At 61.5% G+C, this 18,787-nt stretch carries 18 protein-coding genes and 1 pseudogene; 8 read left to right on the top strand and 11 right to left on the bottom strand.

The genetic code is table 11. From position 1 onward, the window contains the following. Nucleotides 1-3 precede the first annotated feature (3 nt). Nucleotides 4-948, top strand: coding sequence for a subclass B3 metallo-beta-lactamase (bla, locus tag ACZ1GS_RS15880; RefSeq protein WP_472696137.1), 945 nt, complete (start codon nt 4-6; stop codon nt 946-948). A 12-nt stretch (nt 949-960) separates the two neighbouring features. Continuing rightward, complete coding sequence (locus tag ACZ1GS_RS15875; RefSeq protein WP_472696136.1) at nt 961-1,311, top strand: nuclear transport factor 2 family protein; 351 nt, start codon at nt 961-963, stop codon at nt 1,309-1,311. Nucleotides 1,312-1,322: 11 nt separating this feature from the next. Here ACZ1GS_RS15875 and ACZ1GS_RS15870 read toward each other — a convergent pair whose 3' ends face one another. From ACZ1GS_RS15870 to ACZ1GS_RS15860, 3 genes are read right to left on the bottom strand one after another with little or no spacing between them, the layout of a single operon-like run. Continuing rightward, entirely contained in the window at nt 1,323-1,652 is a 330-nt protein-coding gene (locus ACZ1GS_RS15870) for a hypothetical protein (protein ID WP_472696135.1), read from the bottom strand. Between the two features lie 21 nt (nt 1,653-1,673). Beyond that, entirely contained in the window at nt 1,674-2,804 is a 1,131-nt protein-coding gene (locus tag ACZ1GS_RS15865) for an alanine racemase (RefSeq protein WP_472696134.1), read from the bottom strand. Further along, nucleotides 2,804-2,986 carry a DUF1674 domain-containing protein gene (locus ACZ1GS_RS15860; protein ID WP_472696133.1) on the bottom strand — a complete coding sequence of 61 codons (183 nt, stop codon included), beginning with the start codon at nt 2,984-2,986 and terminating at the stop codon, nt 2,804-2,806. Before ACZ1GS_RS15860 ends, ACZ1GS_RS15865 begins: the two co-directional genes overlap by 1 nt. 84 nt (nt 2,987-3,070) lie before the next feature. On the opposite strand from ACZ1GS_RS15860, the gene ACZ1GS_RS15855 reads away from it, so the two are divergent. The 6 genes from ACZ1GS_RS15855 to ACZ1GS_RS15830 all read left to right on the top strand — a co-directional run bounded on the left by ACZ1GS_RS15855 (nt 3,071) and on the right by ACZ1GS_RS15830 (nt 10,178). After that, nucleotides 3,071-3,970 carry a M48 family metalloprotease gene (locus ACZ1GS_RS15855; RefSeq protein ID WP_472696132.1) on the top strand — a complete coding sequence of 300 codons (900 nt, stop codon included), beginning with the start codon at nt 3,071-3,073 and terminating at the stop codon, nt 3,968-3,970. 85 nt (nt 3,971-4,055) lie between these two features. Beyond that, nucleotides 4,056-5,360 (top strand): RsmB/NOP family class I SAM-dependent RNA methyltransferase, encoded by a 1,305-nt coding sequence (locus ACZ1GS_RS15850; RefSeq protein WP_472698160.1) that lies wholly within the window; start codon nt 4,056-4,058, stop codon nt 5,358-5,360. A 118-nt stretch (nt 5,361-5,478) separates the two neighbouring features. Next, the gene (gene rpe, locus ACZ1GS_RS15845; protein WP_472696131.1) at nt 5,479-6,141 is read left to right on the top strand and encodes a ribulose-phosphate 3-epimerase; all 663 of its coding nucleotides are present in this window, start codon (nt 5,479-5,481) and stop codon (nt 6,139-6,141) included. Then, the gene (locus ACZ1GS_RS15840; RefSeq protein WP_472696130.1) at nt 6,138-7,928 is read left to right on the top strand and encodes a heparinase II/III family protein; all 1,791 of its coding nucleotides are present in this window, start codon (nt 6,138-6,140) and stop codon (nt 7,926-7,928) included. The genes rpe and ACZ1GS_RS15840 overlap by 4 nt, the downstream gene beginning before the upstream one ends. An 11-nt stretch (nt 7,929-7,939) precedes the next feature. Beyond that, nucleotides 7,940-9,532, top strand: a complete 1,593-nt coding sequence (gene purH / locus ACZ1GS_RS15835; protein WP_472696129.1) for a bifunctional phosphoribosylaminoimidazolecarboxamide formyltransferase/IMP cyclohydrolase — start codon at nt 7,940-7,942, stop codon at nt 9,530-9,532. A 16-nt stretch (nt 9,533-9,548) separates the two neighbouring features. Beyond that, nucleotides 9,549-10,178, top strand: a complete 630-nt coding sequence (locus ACZ1GS_RS15830) for a class I SAM-dependent DNA methyltransferase (protein WP_472696128.1) — start codon at nt 9,549-9,551, stop codon at nt 10,176-10,178. 27 nt (nt 10,179-10,205) lie between these two features. Here ACZ1GS_RS15830 and ACZ1GS_RS15825 read toward each other — a convergent pair whose 3' ends face one another. The 8 genes and pseudogenes from ACZ1GS_RS15825 to purE form a co-directional block, all read right to left on the bottom strand. Continuing rightward, nucleotides 10,206-10,637, bottom strand: a complete 432-nt coding sequence (locus tag ACZ1GS_RS15825; protein WP_472696127.1) for a DUF3035 domain-containing protein — start codon at nt 10,635-10,637, stop codon at nt 10,206-10,208. Between the two features lie 55 nt (nt 10,638-10,692). Beyond that, a pseudogene (lspA, locus tag ACZ1GS_RS15820) lies at nt 10,693-11,225 on the bottom strand (signal peptidase II). A 2-nt stretch (nt 11,226-11,227) separates the two neighbouring features. Further along, on the bottom strand, nt 11,228-14,290 hold the full coding sequence (ileS, locus tag ACZ1GS_RS15815; RefSeq protein WP_472696126.1) for an isoleucine--tRNA ligase: 3,063 nt from the start codon (nt 14,288-14,290) through the stop codon (nt 11,228-11,230). A gap of 81 nt (nt 14,291-14,371) precedes the next feature. Then, on the bottom strand, nt 14,372-15,295 hold the full coding sequence (locus tag ACZ1GS_RS15810) for a bifunctional riboflavin kinase/FAD synthetase (protein ID WP_472696125.1): 924 nt from the start codon (nt 15,293-15,295) through the stop codon (nt 14,372-14,374). Nucleotides 15,296-15,301: 6 nt separating this feature from the next. After that, nucleotides 15,302-16,528, bottom strand: coding sequence for a dipeptidase (locus ACZ1GS_RS15805; RefSeq protein ID WP_472696124.1), 1,227 nt, complete (start codon nt 16,526-16,528; stop codon nt 15,302-15,304). Then, entirely contained in the window at nt 16,525-17,019 is a 495-nt protein-coding gene (locus ACZ1GS_RS15800; protein ID WP_472696123.1) for a dihydrofolate reductase, read from the bottom strand. The genes ACZ1GS_RS15805 and ACZ1GS_RS15800 overlap by 4 nt, the downstream gene beginning before the upstream one ends. 9 nt (nt 17,020-17,028) lie before the next feature. Further along, nucleotides 17,029-18,114, bottom strand: a complete 1,086-nt coding sequence (locus ACZ1GS_RS15795; protein WP_472696122.1) for a 5-(carboxyamino)imidazole ribonucleotide synthase — start codon at nt 18,112-18,114, stop codon at nt 17,029-17,031. An 8-nt stretch (nt 18,115-18,122) separates the two neighbouring features. After that, nucleotides 18,123-18,611, bottom strand: coding sequence for a 5-(carboxyamino)imidazole ribonucleotide mutase (purE, locus tag ACZ1GS_RS15790; protein ID WP_472696121.1), 489 nt, complete (start codon nt 18,609-18,611; stop codon nt 18,123-18,125). Nucleotides 18,612-18,787 lie beyond the last annotated feature (176 nt).

The raw sequence follows: 18,787 nt of genomic DNA, 5'->3' as shown, positions 1-18,787 counted from the left end.
TTATTGGCAAGCCTGCTCGGCAGCCTGGCGGCCTGTTCGCCGCCCGCTGAGCCGGCCAGTTCCGCCGGTCAGGAAACCACAACAAAACTGCCAGCGAGCCGAGTCGAGGCCGGGCATCTCGCCAACTGGCGCAAGAACAGTCCGGACTGGTACGCTGGGGTGGAGCCCTTCCGGATCATCGGCGATGAGCAGCAGGGCATCTATTATGTCGGTACCGAGGGACTCGGCATGTTTTTCATTCCGACGGCAGAAGGCCATATCGTCCTTGACGGCGGCATGCCGGATCAGGGCGGCTATGTCGCGGATGCGATCCGCAAGCTGGGCTATGATCCCAAGGATATCAAGATCCTGCTCAACAGCCACGCCCATCTCGATCATAGCGGCGGGTTGGCCGAACTGAAGGCACTCAGCGGCGCGCAAATGGTCTCCAGCGCCGGCGACCGCGCGGCGCTGGAAGGCGGCTTCTACCTCGGCGCGGAAGACGAGACCTGGCTGGCCGCGCCGCCGGTCAAGGTCGACCGCATCATTGCCGATCGCGACACCGTGACGCTCGGCCCGGTCACCCTCACCGCCCATATCACGCCCGGCCATTCGCGCGGCTGCACCAGCTGGACGATGGAGCAACCCATGGCCGAGAAAGTACACGACGTGCTGTTCTTCTGTTCCGCCACTGTCGCCGGAAACCGGCTGATTGGCCCACCGCAATATGACGGCATTGTCGCGGACTATCGCCGGACATTTGCCCGGACCAAGGACTGGCGGCCCGATGTGTTTCTGGCCAATCATCCGGGCTTTTTCGGCTTCAAGCAAAAGCGTGCGCGGCTGATTGCCGGCGACACCGAGGCCTTTGTCGATCCCGAAGGATTTCCAGCGCTCATAGCAAAGCTGGCAGTTGCCTTTGAAGCGGCGCTGGTCAAACAACAGGCGGAATCTGCGCAGCCGCAATGAAAGGACCGGACCATGCCCAATGCCAAAGACGTGATTGAACAATTCTGGGAGATCCAGAACGGCCACGACTATACCAAGCTGGTTGACCTGTTCGCCGAGGATGCGGTGTTTGAGGATCCGGCAATTGGCCGGGTGGAAGGCAAGCCGGCAATCACCAAGCTGCTGGGCCATCTCACCAAGGAACTGGCCGACAAGAAAATGCATTTTGAAGTGCTGGAAATTGCCGGAGACGAACATGTCGCCTGGTCGCGTTGGCTGTGGAAACGGCCTGAAGGCGATATTGAAGGCGTCGGTCTCTACAAGGTCGCCGACGGTCAGCTGATCTCCTATCGCGACTTTTATGCGGTGCCGGCCGACGGCTAGGCTGCATGGCTTCAGTCCTGCGGCTGAATATCTTCGGGATAGGGATTGCGCGCGATCAGGCCCCAGGATTCGGTGTTGGACAGACTCTGGCGGGCATCGATCTCGATCAGCAATTCCTTGGTCTTATATTCATCCGCACCGATCGCTGAGGACAGCGTGGCGATGCTGCGCCATTTATATTTTTCGCCGTTCAGCAGCAGCAACAGGCGCTCGCGTCGTTTGGCATCGAGACTATTCTCGCGCCGCCGGCCCAGCCAGTGAGTCAGCCAGGCGGTGCTGAGCGATGCCGCCGCGCCGACCACGGCGCCAATCAGGGCGGCAATTTCGGCGCTAATCATCATTCATCGTCTCCAGAAATCGTCCTACCATCCGCTGAACCGCGGCCAGTTGGCAATCACCCGCCCATCGGCATCGAGGATATGATAGCTTTGATGTTGCGCGGCGGTTGCGCAGGCGTGGTTGGGCAGGATACGCAGCTGGTCGCCGATAGCGAGATCCGGCAGGCTGCCCTTGGCACCGGCGCGCAGGGCGAGAATGCCATGTTCCTGATTGGCGCCGGTCATGATCAGATCACCATAGGGTTGCCCGGACAGATTGCAGGCCAGGCCATAGCCCTGATCGACCGCCTGATCGGCGGTGCCGCGATCGCGCGACATCGCCATCCAACCGGCATCGACCAGGATCCAGCCCTTGTCCGGCTGGTGCCCGATCACCGTGGTCAGCACGGACAAGGCGATATGCTCTATGGCACAGATATTCAAACCCGCCATGACCAGATCATAGAACATATAGACCCCGGCGCGGACCTCGGTAACGCCGTCCAGATTGGTGACATGATGGGCGGTGGGCGTCGACCCGATACTGACAATCGGTGCGGGCAGGCCGGCGTCGCGCAAGGCGCTAGCCGCCTGTTTGATGGCGGTGACCTCCTCGGTTGCCGCCGCTGCGAGCGCGGGTGCGGAGCGCGCGTCATAGGATCCACCGGCATGAGTCATCACGCCGGTAACGGCGGCCCCCTCCATTAACAGATTGCCAATCGCGACAATCTGGTCCGCGTCGGACGCGGGGACACCCGACCGGTGGCCGTCGCAATCAATCTCGATCAATGTCGGCAGAGCGCAGTCATGGGTCCGCGAGAAATCGGCAATGGCCCGGGCCATGGCGCTATTGTCGGTGACAATCTTGAGGTCCGCCCCCTGTTGCCGCAAGGCGAGCACGCGCGGGAGCTTGGCGGGGACGATGCCGACCGCCAGCAGAATGTCGGTGATCCCGGCCGCGGCAAATATCTCGGCTTCGCGCAAAGTCGAAACGGTTATCGCCGCCGGCCGGCCTTCGAGGACATGGCGGGCGACATCAACCGACTTGGCGGTTTTCAAATGGGGCCGGTGCAAAACTTCCGGGGCGACCGTTTTGAGATGGTCCAGCAGACGGTCGCTATTGGCATCAACCTTGGCCAGGTCGAGCAGCAGGGCGGGAGTCTGCAGATCTTGCATTAAAAGTCGATCGCCATGCCCTTATGCTCCCAGTCGCCATAGCGGGTGGGGCCATCCTTTTCGACAATCTCTTCGGATTTCTCGATCGGGTCGGGTTGCGGAACCGGCGGACTCTTGGTGAGATGCGCCGGCGCTTTGACATGAGCGGGCCGTTCGCCGGGTTTTCTATTGCGCTGCGCCATGATTTCTCTCGCCCTTCAAATTGAAAAAACCCGCCCCTGCCCCTATATTGAGTGGAAACCGAGGTTATTCAAGCGAGTATTGCGATGAACTTTTTGAAAACAACGATGCTGCTGGCGGCGCTCACCGCCCTGTTCATGGTCATGGGTTTCTCGCTCGGCGGCGGGCGTGGCGCGATTCTGGCGCTGCTTGTCGCGGCCGGCATGAACCTGTTCACCTACTGGAACGCCGACAAGATCGTGCTCAAAATGCACGGCGCGGTCGAGGTGGACGGCAATAGCCATCCGGAATTCTACAACATGGTGAAGAATCTCGCCCAGCGCGCGCAATTGCCGATGCCGAAAGTCTATATTGTCGATCAGGCACAACCCAATGCCTTCGCCACCGGGCGCGATCCGGAAAACAGCGCGGTGGCCGCCACCACCGGCTTGCTCAACATGCTGAGCTATGAAGAGATTGAAGGCGTGATGGCGCATGAACTGGGCCATGTGAAAAACCGCGACACGCTGATCATGACAATGGTTGCAACGATTGCCGGTGCGGTGTCGATGCTCGCCAATTTCGGCATGTTTTTCCGTAGCAATCGCGGGCTGGCGGGAATCTTGGCGGTGTTCATTGCCCCGTTTGCGGCAATGATTGTCCAGATGGCGATCAGCCGCACCCGCGAATATGGCGCCGACCGCGCCGCTGCAGAGATTAGCGGCAAGCCGCTTGCGCTCGCCTCGGCGCTCGGCAAGATTTCGGGCGCGGCGCAGAAAATTGCCAATCCGGTGGCCCAGCGCAATCCGGCAGCGGCACAGCTTTACATCGTTCCAAGCGGTGTGAAGCAGATGTTCTCCACCCACCCGGCGACCGAAGACCGGATCGCGGCCTTGCAGGATTTGGCCCAGGGCGGTGGTTCGGACGGTTGGTCCGGCAAAGCCGATGAGATAGGCGATATGGGCCGGTTGAAATCCCGGCGCAGCGCGCTCGACCCGACACGCTAGCATTGATTCATGCGCGCAAATAGCGCAAGGGCTGCCGCGAAGACGGGAGCCCATCGCCCGTATCATGATCTTGATAGGGCCGGAGATGGGGTCCCGCCTGTGCAGGAACATAACGATTTCTAACGATCAAAAAACGCCTGGTCTCCCGGCTCGTGTCTCCGCCTTGCGGCTGCTGGACGCGGTATGCCGGCGCGGTGAAACGCTCGACCAGGCCCTGCCCGCCGCCACCGCCAAGCTGAGCAATCCCTCGGACCGGTCGCTGGCCCATAATATCGCGGCCAATGCGCTGCGCTGGATGAGCGCACTGGACGCGATGATCGACAGCGCGACCAGGAAGCGCCTGCCCGATGATGCCAAGGCGCGCATGGCGCTGCGCATCGCTCTGGTTCAGGTCCTGGTGCTCGAAACGCCGCAGCACGCAGCGATCGCCACCGCTTTGCCTTTGGTCCATGGTGGGCCCCGCCGGTTGGTGCACGGGGTGTTCTCCACGGTCATGCGGGGGCTGGAATCCGGCAAACTGGCCTTGCCGGATGCGCCGGAGATTCCGGGTGAAACACTGGACCGCTGGACGCATAATTGGGGCGAGTCTGTCGCCATTGCTGCCAGCCAGGCCTGGGCCAGCGCGCCGCCGCTTGATCTCAGTTTCAAGGATGACAATGTCGGAGCGCTGGAAGGCAAACCCCTCGCGCCCCGGCATCTGCGGCTGCCATCAGGATTGCCGGTACCCGAACTGCCCGGTTTTGCCGAAGGCGCCTTTTGGGTGCAGGATCTCGCCGCGTCCCTGCCTGCGCGCCTGCTTGGCGCCGGGGACGGCAAGACCGTGCTCGATCTCTGCGCTGCGCCGGGTGGCAAGACCATGCAGCTTGCGGCGGCGGGCTGGCACACACTATCGGTCGACAATAGCGAGAAACGGATGGAGCGGTTCAACGGCAATCTCGCACGCACAGGCTTGCAGGCGGATGTCGTCATTGCCGACCTGATGCAATGGCAGCCGTCGGAGCCCGCCGATGCGGTGCTGCTCGATGCACCGTGCAGCGCAACCGGCATTTTCCGCCGCCATCCCGATGTGCTCCATTGTATCGGATCGCGCCAGATTGCCGAGCGGGCGGAGGTCCAGGCCGGGCTGCTGCGCCGGGCGGCATCCTGGGTCAAGCCGGGCGGTCTGCTGGTCTACGCGGTCTGTTCGCTCGAACCGGAAGAAGGCGAGGATCAGATTGCCGCATTTCTCGAAGAGAATAGCGGATTTGAAACCGTGCCGGTTGCGGAAGACGAGCGCCCGGCCGCCATATCGGTCACGGCGGAAGGCTGGATCAGAACCCTGCCGGACACGCTCGCCGACAAGGGCCATGTCGACGGCTTTTTCATCGCCCGATTGCAGCGCAAAGCCTGACCGGACGGGAAAATTCAGCCTGTCCCCAAACTGTCCACAGGCCTTTGGGTTGCCGGGCCGTTCGTTGCTTGCGAGGGGCAGGGGAAATGCCTAAACGCAATGCTGAAAAGGAACCGCCATGACCAGCTCTGTCCGCATCGCCCCGTCCATCCTGTCTGCTGATTTTGCACGGCTGGGAGAAGAGGTCCGCGCGATTGACGAAGCCGGTTGCGACTGGGTCCATGTTGACGTGATGGACGGGCATTTCGTGCCCAATATCACGATTGGACCGGCGGTCGTCAAAGCGTTGCGGCCGCATAGCGCCAAGCCGTTTGACGTCCATCTGATGATTTCCCCGGTTGATCAGTATCTCGAGGCTTTTGCCGAGGCAGGCGCGGATATTATCTCCTTCCATCCCGAAGCGGGCGCGCATCCGCACCGCACCGTGCAGACCATTCATACGCTTGGCAAACAGGCGGGTCTGGTGCTCAATCCGGCAACCCCGCTCGATATTCTCGATTATCTGATCGATGATCTCGACCTGATTCTGGTGATGAGCGTCAATCCCGGTTTTGGCGGCCAGAGCTTTATCGACACGCAATTGCGCAAGATCGAAGCCATTCGGCAGCGGATTGACGCCACCGGCAAGGACATCCGGCTCGAAGTCGATGGCGGCATTGATCTCACCACCGCGCCGCAAGCCATTGCCGCCGGCGCGGATACGCTGGTCGCCGGCACCGCAACCTTTCGCGGCGGTCCGGATCAATATGCTGCCAATATTCGTGGTCTGAGGGGTGAATGAGCGGAGACCGGCCAGACGAGGACGGCGCCGCCGATGATCCGGGCGCTGGCGTCAGCCGCTATAGCGGCGAGGACAGCGTAGCACCCGAAGGCAGCAGCCTGACCTTGCGCGCCAGCGGTGATCGCGGCCAGTCCCTCGCCGAACAGACCGCCCTGCTCTATTATCGCATGACCTGGCGGATGCCGCTGCACCGGCTGCGGCTGTCGGGCAAATTGCCGCTGCGCCTGCTTGCGGTGCCGGTGGATCCGGTCGACGGCAACCGGGTTCAGGGCATGGCGGTCCGCGCCGGACATTTCCTGTTTCGCGGCCTCAAGAAAAAGCACAGCAAGACCGATTTCGCGGACCTGAAACTGCCGCCGGCCTTTGAGGATTATATTCACCGGTTTCAATGGCTGCGTGATCTCGACACAGCCGCGTCGCGGGATCAGGCGGTGCCGGTTGCGGAGCAGCTGGTCGAGCAATGGCTTGATGCGAATGGCAAGAAGATCCGCCAGCCCGCCTGGCGTCCCGACAATTGCGGCTGGCGGCTGCTGATCTGGGCGAGCCATGCGCCGCTGATCCTGTCGTCGAGCGATCTCATCTATCGCTCCAAGGTGCTCAACAATATCGCGCGAACCGCCCGGCATCTCGATCGCACCGCTGACAAGGCAACGTCCAGCCTCGGCCGGCTGGTGGCGTGGAGCGGGGTCGTCGCGGCTTCGCTGCTGATCCCCGAAGGACGGGTGCGCCGGATTGTCGGGGAAGCGGGACTGGAAAAAGCGATGGGCGAGTTTTTCTATGCCGATGGCGGATCGGTATCGCGCTCGCCGCTCAACCAGATGGACGCGGTCATCCTGCTGTCGATGCTGAAACAGGTCTATCTGTCGCGCGACGAGGACGCACCGGAATTTCTCGAGACCGCTCTTGCCAAGGCGGTGCCGCCGCTGACCGGACTCACCCATTTCGATGGCAGCATGGGCAATTGGCAAGGCGGCGGCGCGACCTCTGCCGAGCAGGTGGCGCAGGTGATCGAGGCCAGCGGCGTGCGCGCCCGGCCGTTGCGCCAGGCGCGCGACTGGGGCTATCAGCGGGTATCATCGGGACGCTCGGTGCTGATCCTCGATGCCGCGCCACCGCCGATTGCGCGGATGGCGGTTGCTGGCTGTGCTTCGACTCTGGCGTTTGAATTGTCGCAGGGCGACAACCGGATCATCGCCAATTGTGGTGGAGCAGGCCTGGTCGGCGCGACGATCCCGGCATCGCTGGCCCGCGGTCTGCGGACCACCGCCGCTCACAGCACCCTGTGTATCGACAATAGCAACAGCACCTCGATCCTGCCCGACGGCAAGCTCGGTCGCGGCGTCAACGAGGTTGAGCTGTTCCGCCGTGATGTCGAAAATGCGACCCGGCTCGAGGCCAGCCATGACGGCTATGCGCGGCGCTTTGGTCTGGTCCACAAGCGCCTGCTGCTGATGCGATCCGACGGTCTCGAGCTGCGCGGCGAGGATATGCTGATCCCCGACGGCAAGAAACGGCGGCGGCGGAAAAATGACGTCGAATTTGCGCTGCGTTTTCATCTCGGACCGGATATTGAAAGCGATCTGATATCCGAAGGCAAGGGCGTGTTGCTCCGCTTACGCGATGGCAATTTGTGGCAATTCCGCACGACCAGCGGGGAAGTGACGTTGGAAGACAGCGTCTGGGTTGACGGCGAAGGCGTGCCGCATCCGGTCATGCAGATGGTGATTACAGGTGCAGTGGGCAGTGGCGGCGGTGCGACCGGCTGGCTGCTCAAACATATGGGATAATCGGGGATTTTATGACGGACAATATCAGGATCAAACGGGCGCTGCTTTCGGTGTCGGACAAACAGGGCCTGGCCGAGCTTGGCCAGCATCTCGCGGCGATGGGGGTTGCGTTGATCTCGACCGGCGGCACCGCCAAGGCTTTGCGCGATGCCGGGCTTGACGTGGCCGATATTTCCGAGGTTACCGCCTTTCCCGAAATGATGGATGGCCGGGTCAAGACGCTGCATCCGAAAGTGCATGGCGGCTTGCTCGCACGCCGCGACGATCCGGGTCATGTCGCGTCGATGGAAGAGCATGATATTGCCGGCATCGATCTGGTGATCGTCAATCTTTATCCGTTTGCCCAGACCGTGGCCAAGGGCGCGGCGCGCGACGAGATTATCGAGAATATCGACATTGGTGGGCCGAGCATGGTGCGCAGCGCGGCGAAGAACCATGACTTTGTCACCATCGTCACCGATCCTTCCGACTATGACACGCTGCTCGCGGAGCTGAAAGCCAGCGATGGCGCGACCAGCCTGGCCTTTCGCAAGCAGATGGCAGCCAAGGCCTTTGCCGCCACCGCGCGCTATGACAGCATGATCGCGCAATGGTTTGGATTTGCCGATCAGGGGCTGATGTTCCCGCCGACCCTGCCGTTGACCATGAGTCAGCCGACCGAATTGCGCTATGGCGAAAACCCGCACCAGTCCGCTGCGCTCTATTTGCCCGACGGACCGTCGGCGCAGGGCATTGCCCAGGCCGAACAGCTGCAGGGCAAGGCGCTGAGCTATAACAATTATAATGACGCCGATGCCGCGCTTGAGCTGGTCAGCGAATTTCGCGATGGCCCGCCGACCGTGGTCATCGTCAAACATGCCAATCCCTGCGGCGTCGCCAGCGGCGACAGTATTTTGGACGCCTATCAGCAGGCGCTGGCCTGTGACAGCGTGTCGGCCTTTGGCGGGATCATTGCGGTTAATCGGCCGCTCGATGGTGCGGCTGCCGAAGCGATGACCGGCATTTTCACCGAAGTGGTCTGCGCGCCGGATGCCGATGCCGATGCCCGCGCGATTTTTGCGAAAAAGAAGAATCTGCGCCTACTGCTGACCGGCGATCTGCCCGATCCGGCGAGACCCGGCATGGGTATCAAATCCATCGCCGGCGGCTATTTGCTGCAATCGCGCGACAATGGGCAGATTGCGCCGGATGATCTCAAATGCGTGACCAAGCGCCAGCCCAGCGATCAGGAACAGGCCGACTGCCTGTTTGCCTGGACGGTGGCGAAACATGTCAAATCCAATGCGATTGTCTATGCCAAGGATGGCGCGACTGCTGGTGTCGGGGCGGGGCAGATGAACCGGCTGGAATCCGCCCGGATCGCCGCGTGGAAAGCCAAAGATGCGGCGGAGAAAGCGGGTTGGGACGAAGCCCGGACGCTGGGTTCCGCGGTGGCCTCAGATGCCTTTTTCCCGTTTGCCGACGGTCTGATGGCGGCGGTTGAGGCGGGCGCCACGGCGGTTATTCAACCGGGTGGTTCGATCCGCGATGACGAGGTGATCGCGGCAGCGGATGAAGCGGGCCTGGCGATGCTGTTCACCGGTATGCGGCATTTCCGTCACTAGGCTGTGAAAGCGCTCTATGGATGACCGTTCCGATCTGTTCGCCAAGGCCAAGGCAGAGACGCAGGCCGTTTATGAGCGTCAGGCCGGCTATTGGGACGGTATCAGGGACAGCGCGCTTTACGAAAAGCCATGGCTCGACCGGTTTCTGGCGACGCTTCCCGACAAGGCCCGCCTGCTCGATCTCGGCTGCGGTTCGGGTCTGCCGATCGCTGGCTATCTGCTCGATCAGGGCCATGATCTGGTCGGCGTGGACTATGCCCCGGCGATGATTGCACTGGCCCGGGACCGCTATCCTGCGGCCGAATGGCTGGTCCAGGACATGACCCGGCTGAACCTCGCCGGAGGCTTTGATGGCATTTTTAGCTGGGATGGATTTTTTCATCTGGGGATCGCCGAGCAGCGCGCGGTGCTGCCGCAACTGGCGGCGCTGATCAGACCTGGCGGCGCGATTTTATTGACCGTCGGCACCGGCGAGGGCGAGGTGACCGGCACGATCGGCGGCGAAACCGTTTATCATGCCAGTCTGGCGCCGGAAGACTATCGGACGCGGTTGCGCCAATGCGGTTTCGAGACCGTCACCTATGTACCGGAGGATCCGGATTGCCGGAACCGCTCGATCCTGTTTGCGTCAGGCAAATCTGGCTAGCAAGCCACCCGGACGGCGTCTTTTGGTTTATTCGGGGGTTGCAGCCTGGGCGTTCTGGCCATCGCCTTCAGGTGCGGCGATAATATCGCGGGTGACGCTGCCCTTGTCGACGGTAAACGTGTCGGCATCACCAACCGAAGAGCGGATCCCGGCATCGGAATCGCCGGCCTGGCCGACAATGGCGGATTCGGTAATGCTGCGGGCTTGTGATCCGCCAAACATGGCTTCCAGCGTCTGCTGCTGCGCGCCGCCGGTCTGCGGACGGGGCTGACCGGGCTGTGGCGGGGTGAGCGCGAAATCGGGCGGAATGACCAGCGGCGCCTGACGCGACACGGCGAATTCATCGGGGCGATCGCGATCGAACAGGCCGGTGGATCCACAGGCCGAGAGCGCCACCAGCGACAGCAGGCTCAGGCCCATCGTGCTTGTGCGTCCCAATTTACTACCGGAGATACTCATAGTCCCAATCCTCAAAATATGGTCTCACGCTTCATGCGTGGCTCTTTGTCATAGGTCAACTGTCGTCAAGCTGAACATCGGAAGTTTTTTCGCGGATCAGCAGCGCCCGGCCGAGCAGGATCACGACCCCGATCGAGATCGCCGCATCGGCCACGTTGAAGATCAGAAACGGCCGGAAATCCCCGATATGGAGGTCGGCAAAGTCGGCGACATAGCCATATTGCGCGCGGTCGAGAATATTGCCGAGCGCGCCGCCGAGCACGAAGGACAAGGCGATAATGTCCCATTTCGCGCTTTCCCGCCACATCCAGACCAGCACTGCGATGGCGATCAGCCCGGTGAGCGCGACCAGCGCCCAGCGCTGAAAATCGGTCGAAGCGGTCAAAAACCCCATCGAGACCCCGCGATTTTCGGCCCAGGTCAGATCGAAAAGGGCAGCAGCTCGATCTGGCCCTTATTGGGCAGGTCGAGCGTGTGGATGATGATCAGCTTGGAGATCTGATCGGACAGAAAGATGAAGGCCGCGACCACCAGACCGGTGATCCGGTATTTCCTGACCGTTTTGGCATTTTCGGCCGTGCTATCCATGGTCATGCGTTCAATACCCCATCACAGCGGCCACAGAGCGCGCCGTCTTCGGTGACCTCCGGCAACAGGCGCCAGCAGCGCCCGCATTTGTGATTGTCGGTTTTGGTCACGGTGATTTCAGCGCCATCCCGGACATCGGCGACGATGCACAATTCGGCAAATTCCGCTGCGGATAACGAGAGCTCCGCCAACGGATAGGTGACTTCTGCCTCAAGGCTGGAGCGGATGGTTTTTTCGCGCCGCAGCGGTTCAATGGCTTCGGTCACCGCCGCGCGTTGCAGGGCAACCTGGTCCCATTTTTCCGCGAGCGCCGGATTGTTCCACTGGTCGCTGATTGCGGGCCATTCCTTCAAGTGGATCGAATCATTCTCATCGGCAAAGCGGCTCTGCCAGATTTCCTCGGCGGTAAAGACCAGCACCGGCGCAATATAGCGGGTGAGCGCGTGAAACAGGATGTCCATCACCGTGCGATAGGCCATCCGCTTGGGATCATCCGGCGCATCGCAATAGAGACAGTCCTTGCGGATATCGAAGAAAAACGCGCTGAGGTCGTCATTCACAAATTCGCTGATCGCCCGGACATAGGGCCCGAAGGCGAAATTCCCGACATGCTCGCGCAGATCGCAATCCAGCCGGTGTAACCGGTGCAGCACATAGCGCTCGAGCTCCGGCATATCCGCGACCGCGACCCGCTCGCTGTCGGTAAAATCGCTCAGGCCGCCAATCATGTAGCGGAAGGTGTTGCGCAATTTGCGGTAGCTGTCGGTGACGCCCTTGAGGATCTCGTCGCCAATCCGGTGATCCTCGGTAAAGTCGACGCTGGCCGCCCAGAGGCGCAGGATATCCGCGCCATTGACGTTGATGATCTTCTGCGGATCGAGCGTGTTGCCGAGCGACTTCGACATTTTCTTGCCGTTCTTGTCGAGCGTCATGCCATGGGTCAGCACCGCCTTGTACGGCGCATGGCCGCGCGTGCCACAGCTTTCGAGCAGCGAGCTCTGGAACCAGCCGCGATGCTGATCGCTGCCTTCGAGATAGAGATCGGCGGGGGTCTGGTGATCCGGCCATGTGCCGCTTTCGAGCACGAAACTGTGGGTACAGCCGCTGTCAAACCAGACGTCAAGAATATCGGTGATCACTTCATAGTCGTCGAGGCTGTACTGGTTGCCGAGAAATTCCTGGTGATCGGCATTGAACCAGGCATCGGCGCCGCCGGTTTTGAAGGCCGCGATAATCCGTTCGTTGACCGCCGGATCGTTGAGATAGTCGCCAGTCTTGCGATCGACATAGAGCGCAATCGGTACGCCCCAGGCGCGCTGGCGGCTGAGCACCCAGTCGGGGCGGCCCTCGACCATCGATTCGAGACGGCGACGGCCGCGCTCCGGCACGAACCGGACCTTGTTGCGGATTTCGTCGAGCGCGACATCGCGCAGCGTGCCGTTAATGCCCTCGGCATGACCGACGACCATATCGCCATCGCGCGCATCCTGAGCCTGTCGAACGACCGGTGGCGAGGATGCTTCGACGGGCGCAGCAGGCGCGCGGGAAGGGGCCTTGAGCGGCTCGTCCATCGGCACGAACCACTGCGGCGTACAGCGATAGATGATCTTCGCCTTCGAGCGCCAGCTATGCGGATAGCTGTGCTGGAAATCATCGCTGGCCGACAGCAACGCGCCCGCTGCGCGCAGGTCTTCGCAAATCGGGCCGCTGCTGCTGACAAATTTCTTGTTGATCACCCCGCCGGCGCGCTCGTCGCCACGCGGCAGCCAGGCCCAGTCGTCGCGATAGACGCCATCCGCATCGACCGCGAAAACCGGGTTGATGCCATGGGCTTTACACAGGTCGAAATCATCTTCGCCATGGTCGGGCGCCATATGGACCAGCCCGGTGCCGGCGTCGGTGGTGACAAAATGCGAGCCGTCGAGGAACGGGCGGGGTTTGGTGTAGAATTCCAGCGCCGCTTCATCAATCGCACCGGTATTCCCGCGCAGGCGGGAATCCATCTCTTGATCGCTCGATGCTCCACCGTCAGGAGATAGGCTCCCGCCTGCGCGGGAGCACAGGATATCGGCCATCGGGTGTTTGGCGATGGCGCCGGCCAGTTGGGTGCCTTTGAAAGTAAAACACCCGTTTAATATTTCTTCTTCAGCAACAAATGCCGGAAACCGTTTTAGAAAATCATCAACCAGATTTTTGGCGATAATAAAGCAATCATCAACTTCGGCGGTTGTTTCGCCTTCGTCGGAGATTGAAAGAATTACATAATCGATGTCTCCGCCGTAAGCGAGCGCCTGATTGACCGGAATCGTCCACGGGGTTGTGGTCCAGATGACAGCACTTACCTTTTCGCCAGCATCGATGTGTTCTTGGATTGCAGGACAATTCGGCGCTTCGACAATCTCGAACGCCACATCAATCTGGGTCGAGGTGATATCTTCATATTCCACCTCGGCCTCGGCCAGCGCGGTTTTCTCGACCGGGGACCACATGACCGGCTTTGCGCCGCGATAGAGCTGGCCGGCTTCGGCAAATTTCAGCAGCTCCGCAACAATCGTCGCCTCGGCGTCATAATCCATCGTCAGATAGGGCTTGTCCCACTCGGCCAGCACGCCGAGCCGCTTGAATTCCTCGCGCTGGACATTGACCCATTTGTCCGCATATTCGCGGCATTCGGCGCGGAATTCGCTGGCCGGGACCTCGTCCTTGTTGCGCTTTTTCTTGCGATATTGCTCCTCGATCTTCCATTCGATCGGCAGGCCGTGGCAATCCCAGCCGGGCACGAACGGCGCGTCCTTGCCGAGCATGTTCTGGCTGCGGACAACAAGATCTTTCAGCGTCTTGTTAAGGCTATGACCGATATGGATATTGCCATTGGCATAAGGCGGGCCATCGTGAAAAATGAACTTTTCCCGGCCTTCGCGCGCCGCGCGCAGCTTGCCGTAGAGATCGATTTTCTCCCAGCGCTCCAAAATGCCCGGCTCCTTGTTGGCCAGGCCGGCTTTCATCGGGAAATCGGTTTTCGGCAGGAAAACCGTGTCTTTATAATCGGGCGCATTGTCGGTCATGATTGGCGGGGATTAGGCGAGGTTGCAGGCCGGTGCAAGCGCCATTTCACCGCCGCGGAAATGGCCCGCAGAGCTGGCGGATCAAGCGAGCAAATCTTTGGCCCTGGCGCAATCTTTCGCCATCTGCTCCATCAGCCCATCGAGATCGTCAAATTTCTGCTCGCCGCGCAGGAAATGGTGCAGTTCGACCTCGATGGTCTGGTCATAGAGATCCTCGGCAAAGTCGAAAAAATAGGGCTCGAGCAGCTCCTTGGGCGGATCAAAGGTCGGGCGAATGCCAAGATTGGCGGCCCCGTTGACCAGCCGCCCGTCCGGCAGCCGGCCGCGGACCGCATAGATCCCGTAGCGCGGCCGCAGATAATGGCCCATGTCGATATTGGCGGTGGGATAGCCCAGCTTGCGGCCGTTTTTGTCGCCGTGAATGACGGTGCCCTCGATGGCGAAAGGTCGGGTCAGCAGCTGGTTGGCGGTGGCGCAGTCGCCCGCTTTCAGGGCGTCGCGAATCCGGCTCGAGGAGATCACGGCGTCATCGGCATTGACCGGACCGACGGCCTTGGTCGCGAGGCCGAGCGGCCCGCCGAGGCCCGCCATGACCGCAACATTGCCGCCGCGCCCCTTGCCGAAGGTGAAATCTTCGCCGGTGACGATACCGGCCGCGCCGAACCGGTCGACCAGCAGGCGCGCGACAAAATCATCCGCCGTCGTGTTCGCCAGCGCGGCATCAAAGGCAAAGACCAGCATGGCATCGGCGCCAGCGGCGGTGAACAGCCGTTCGCGCTGGTCGAGCGTGGTCAGCCGGAAGGGCGGCGCATCGGGCTTGAAATGGCGGACCGGATGGGGATCAAATGTCGCGATGATCACCGGGCGGCCCTCGGCCCTGGCCCAGTCTATCGCGGTCTGCGCGACCACCTGATGGCCTTTGTGAAAGCCATCAAAATTGCCCAGCGCGATAATCGCACCGCGCAAATGGTCGGGTATCCGATCCTGTCCGTTTAGCCGAGTCATGCGAAGCTATTGGCCAGATTCGACCGGTTGTTCAACCGCTTGTTTCGGTTCTGCCGGCGGCAGGTCGGCGAGCGGGATCAGGCCTTGCTGCAGAACCCGCAGCGCATTGCCGCCCATAACCGCGCGGATTTCGGCTTCGTTGAGGCCAGCATCGAGCAACGCCTGGGTGATGTGGACAATGCCGCTGGTGTCAAAGCGCGTGGTGACGGCGCCATCAAAGTCGCTGCCGAGCGCAGCATGGTCGATGCCGACCAGATCGCGCACATGCACAACCGCCCGGGCCACGCTTTTCGGATCGGTGTCGCACATCGCCCCGTCCCAATAGCCCAGCCCGATAATCCCGCCGGTTGCGGCCACCCCGCGAATTTCATCGTCGCTGAGATTGCGGTTCACACCGCAGACCGCCTGCACGCCGCCATGGCTGGAGACCACCGGTCGACGGGCGATCCGCAGGATTTCGGCAACCGTTGCATGGCTGCTATGCGCAATATCGACGATCATGCCCATATCTTCCATGTCGCGGACGATCTGGCGGCCGAAATCGGTGAGCCCGCCTTTTTCCTCGCCATGCATCGATCCGGCCAGTTCATTGTCAAAGAAATGGACCAGACCCGCCATGCGCATGCCGGATTGGTACAGCTTGCGGAGATTGTCGCGCTTGCCTTCGAGCGTTTGCAGCCCTTCGGCAGAAAAGAGCACACCGATTGGCTTGTCCGATTGCTGCCGTGCGACTTCCAGCCCCTCGACATGTCCGGCGGTGCTGATCGCGACCAGCGCGCCGTCGGATTGGGTTACTGCGCGATCGAGTTTTTCGGCATGATAGAGCTGGCGTTCGAGCAGCGACGTCCAGGTCCGCAGCGGCTGCAACTGGGCGACTGTGAGCAAGGTGATATTGTCGGTTTCGGCGCTGTTGCTGTCGTAATTCTGGTTTTTCGGGGTCTTGGTGACGCTCGAGAAGATCTGCAGTCCGACATTGCCTGCCTGCAGGCGCGGCAGGTCGACATGGCCATAATCGACCGCGTCGGTAATCTTGCGCTTCCACAGCAAGGTGTCGCTGTGGAGATCGACAATCATCAGACTGTCATGCAGTTGCTGGGCCTCGTCCCGGATCGGCGGAAGCGGTTTGCCGTCGACCATATTGGTCTGCTTTTCGAAGAGCGCGGGGCCGAAGACCAGAAAGGCAATCAGTGCGATCACCAGCAACCCGACGATATTCAGCAGAAATTTCTTCATGATGTGGTCCTCTGGAAGGTCACGAAGGAATAAGACGGCCTGTCCCCTTCGGCTTCATGCGGTTCGCGGGCGGTCTCGGTAAAGGGGGAGAGATTGAAATCGTCCAGCACCGTGTCGCCCGTGGCCTCGACATGGACTTCGGTCAGCTCGATCCGATCGGCCAGCGGCAGGAACAGCCGGTAGATTTCGGCGCCGCCGATAATCGCGATGTGGGGCGCGTTGGCCGCGCGGATCGCTTCGTCGACGCTGTGCACGGTGTCCACATCCTCGGCCGACCAGGATCGATCGCGGGTCAGCACGATATGCCGGCGGCCTGGCAGCAGGCCGGGCAAACTGTCAAATGTCTTGCGGCCCATGATCATCGGCTTGCCCTGAGTCAGCGCCTTGAAGTGGCGCAGGTCGGCCGGCAGACGCCAGGGCAAGGCGCCATCCTGTCCGATCACGCCATTGTCGGCGCGGGCGAGGACGAGAAGGATTTCGGGATGATTCATCGACGTGGTCTAGCCGAGACCAGATTGAAAAAACAGCTTCGTCACATGACCCATTTTGCGACCCGGCCGGCTCTCCGCCTTGCCATAGAGATGCAGGTGATGCGCGGGGTCTGTCAGCAGCTCTTGCCAGCTGTCCGGTGAACCGCCGATCAGATTGGTCATCACGACCTTGTCCGCCGCCAGCCCGGTATCGCCGAGCGGCAAACCGCAAATCGCGCGGATATGGTTCTCAAACTGGCTGGTGATTGCCCCTTCGATTGTCCAGTGCCCGCTATTATGAACCCTGGGGGCCATTTCGTTGAACACGGGGCCGTCAGCCGTGGCAAAAAACTCGCAGGTCAGCACCCCGACATAGCCCATGGCTTCGGCCATTTTGGCCGCCAGAGCGCGCGCGTCTTGCTCCTGTTCAAGGATCGCCGCGGGGGCTGGTGCGCTCGACTTGGCGAGGATCCCATCGTCATGGACATTATGCGGCGTGTCCCAGAAGCCGATGGCACCATCCTGGCCGCGCACCAGGATGACCGAAAATTCGTGGCTGAAGGTGACAAAAGCCTCGGCGACCGACGGCTGCCGGGCCACCGCCTCCCAATGACTCGCGAGATTGTCGCCAGGCTTGATCCGGGTCTGGCCCTTGCCGTCATAGCCCATGCGGACGGTTTTCAGCACCGCCGGCGCGCCGACCGTGGCAATGGCCTGTTCGAGCGAGGGCAGGTCATCCACCGCGGCAAAGGCCGCCGGGGTGCCGCCGAGATCTGCCGCGAACCGCTTTTCGGTGATCCGGTTCTGCGCCACGTCCAGCGCTTTGACCGGCGGATAGAGCGGCGCGCAATCGGAAATCGTCTGGAGCGGGGCAACCGGCACATTCTCAAATTCGAACGTGAGCACATCGCAGGCCTCGGCGAACCGGCGCAAGGCCTCGTGATCATCATCGGCGGCGCAGGTAAATTCCGCCGCGACCTCGGCGGCCACGCTGTTCGGGTCGGGTGCGTAGATATGGCAGCGATAGCCGAGTTGCGCGGCCGCCATGGCGAGCATGCGGCCGAGCTGGCCACCGCCCAAAATACCGATGGTTGATCCGGGTGGAAGCGCTGCCATCGGGCGGCCTATTCCGGTTGCTCGGCGACCGCGTCGCTTTGCCGGGCCCGCCAGGTGTCGAGACGCTCGGCAAGAGCAGCATCCTCATTCGCCAAAATCGCGGCGGCCAGAAGGGCGGCATTTTTGGCGCCGGCGTCGCCAATGGCGAGCGTGCCGACGGGAATGCCTGCTGGCATCTGGGCGATGGAAAGCAAGCTGTCGATGCCGTTCAAGGCGCGCGACTGGATTGGCACGCCGAGCACCGGCACGCGGGTCATGGACGCCGCCATGCCGGGCAGATGGGCGGCCCCGCCGGCACCGGCGATGATCGCTTTCAATCCCCGATCAACCGCCGATTTGGCATAATCATATAACCGTTCCGGCGTGCGATGGGCGGAGACGATCTTCACTTCATGGGGCACTGCCAGCGCTTCGAGAATCTCGGCACCAAGCTGCATGGTCGCCCAGTCGGACTGGCTGCCCATAATGATTCCGATTTTCGGTGTGGCTTCGGTCATGCTTGCCCCTGCAATGGATCGCGGAAGCAAAACCGTTTAGCCATGAAATGATCGCAGCGCAATGCGCATTGCCGATAAGCCTGTAACTGGCGCTGCAAGAGCGATCGCGGTATCCTGATTGCGGGTCATTCCTGCCCTGTGTTTCGCTTAACAATATTGACTAAATGACCAACAAC

The sequence above is a fragment of the Parasphingorhabdus sp. W113 genome (assembly GCF_055693205.1).
The sequence above is the reverse complement of the archived record's forward strand: the minus strand, read 5'-3'. Positions and strand labels throughout refer to the sequence as shown.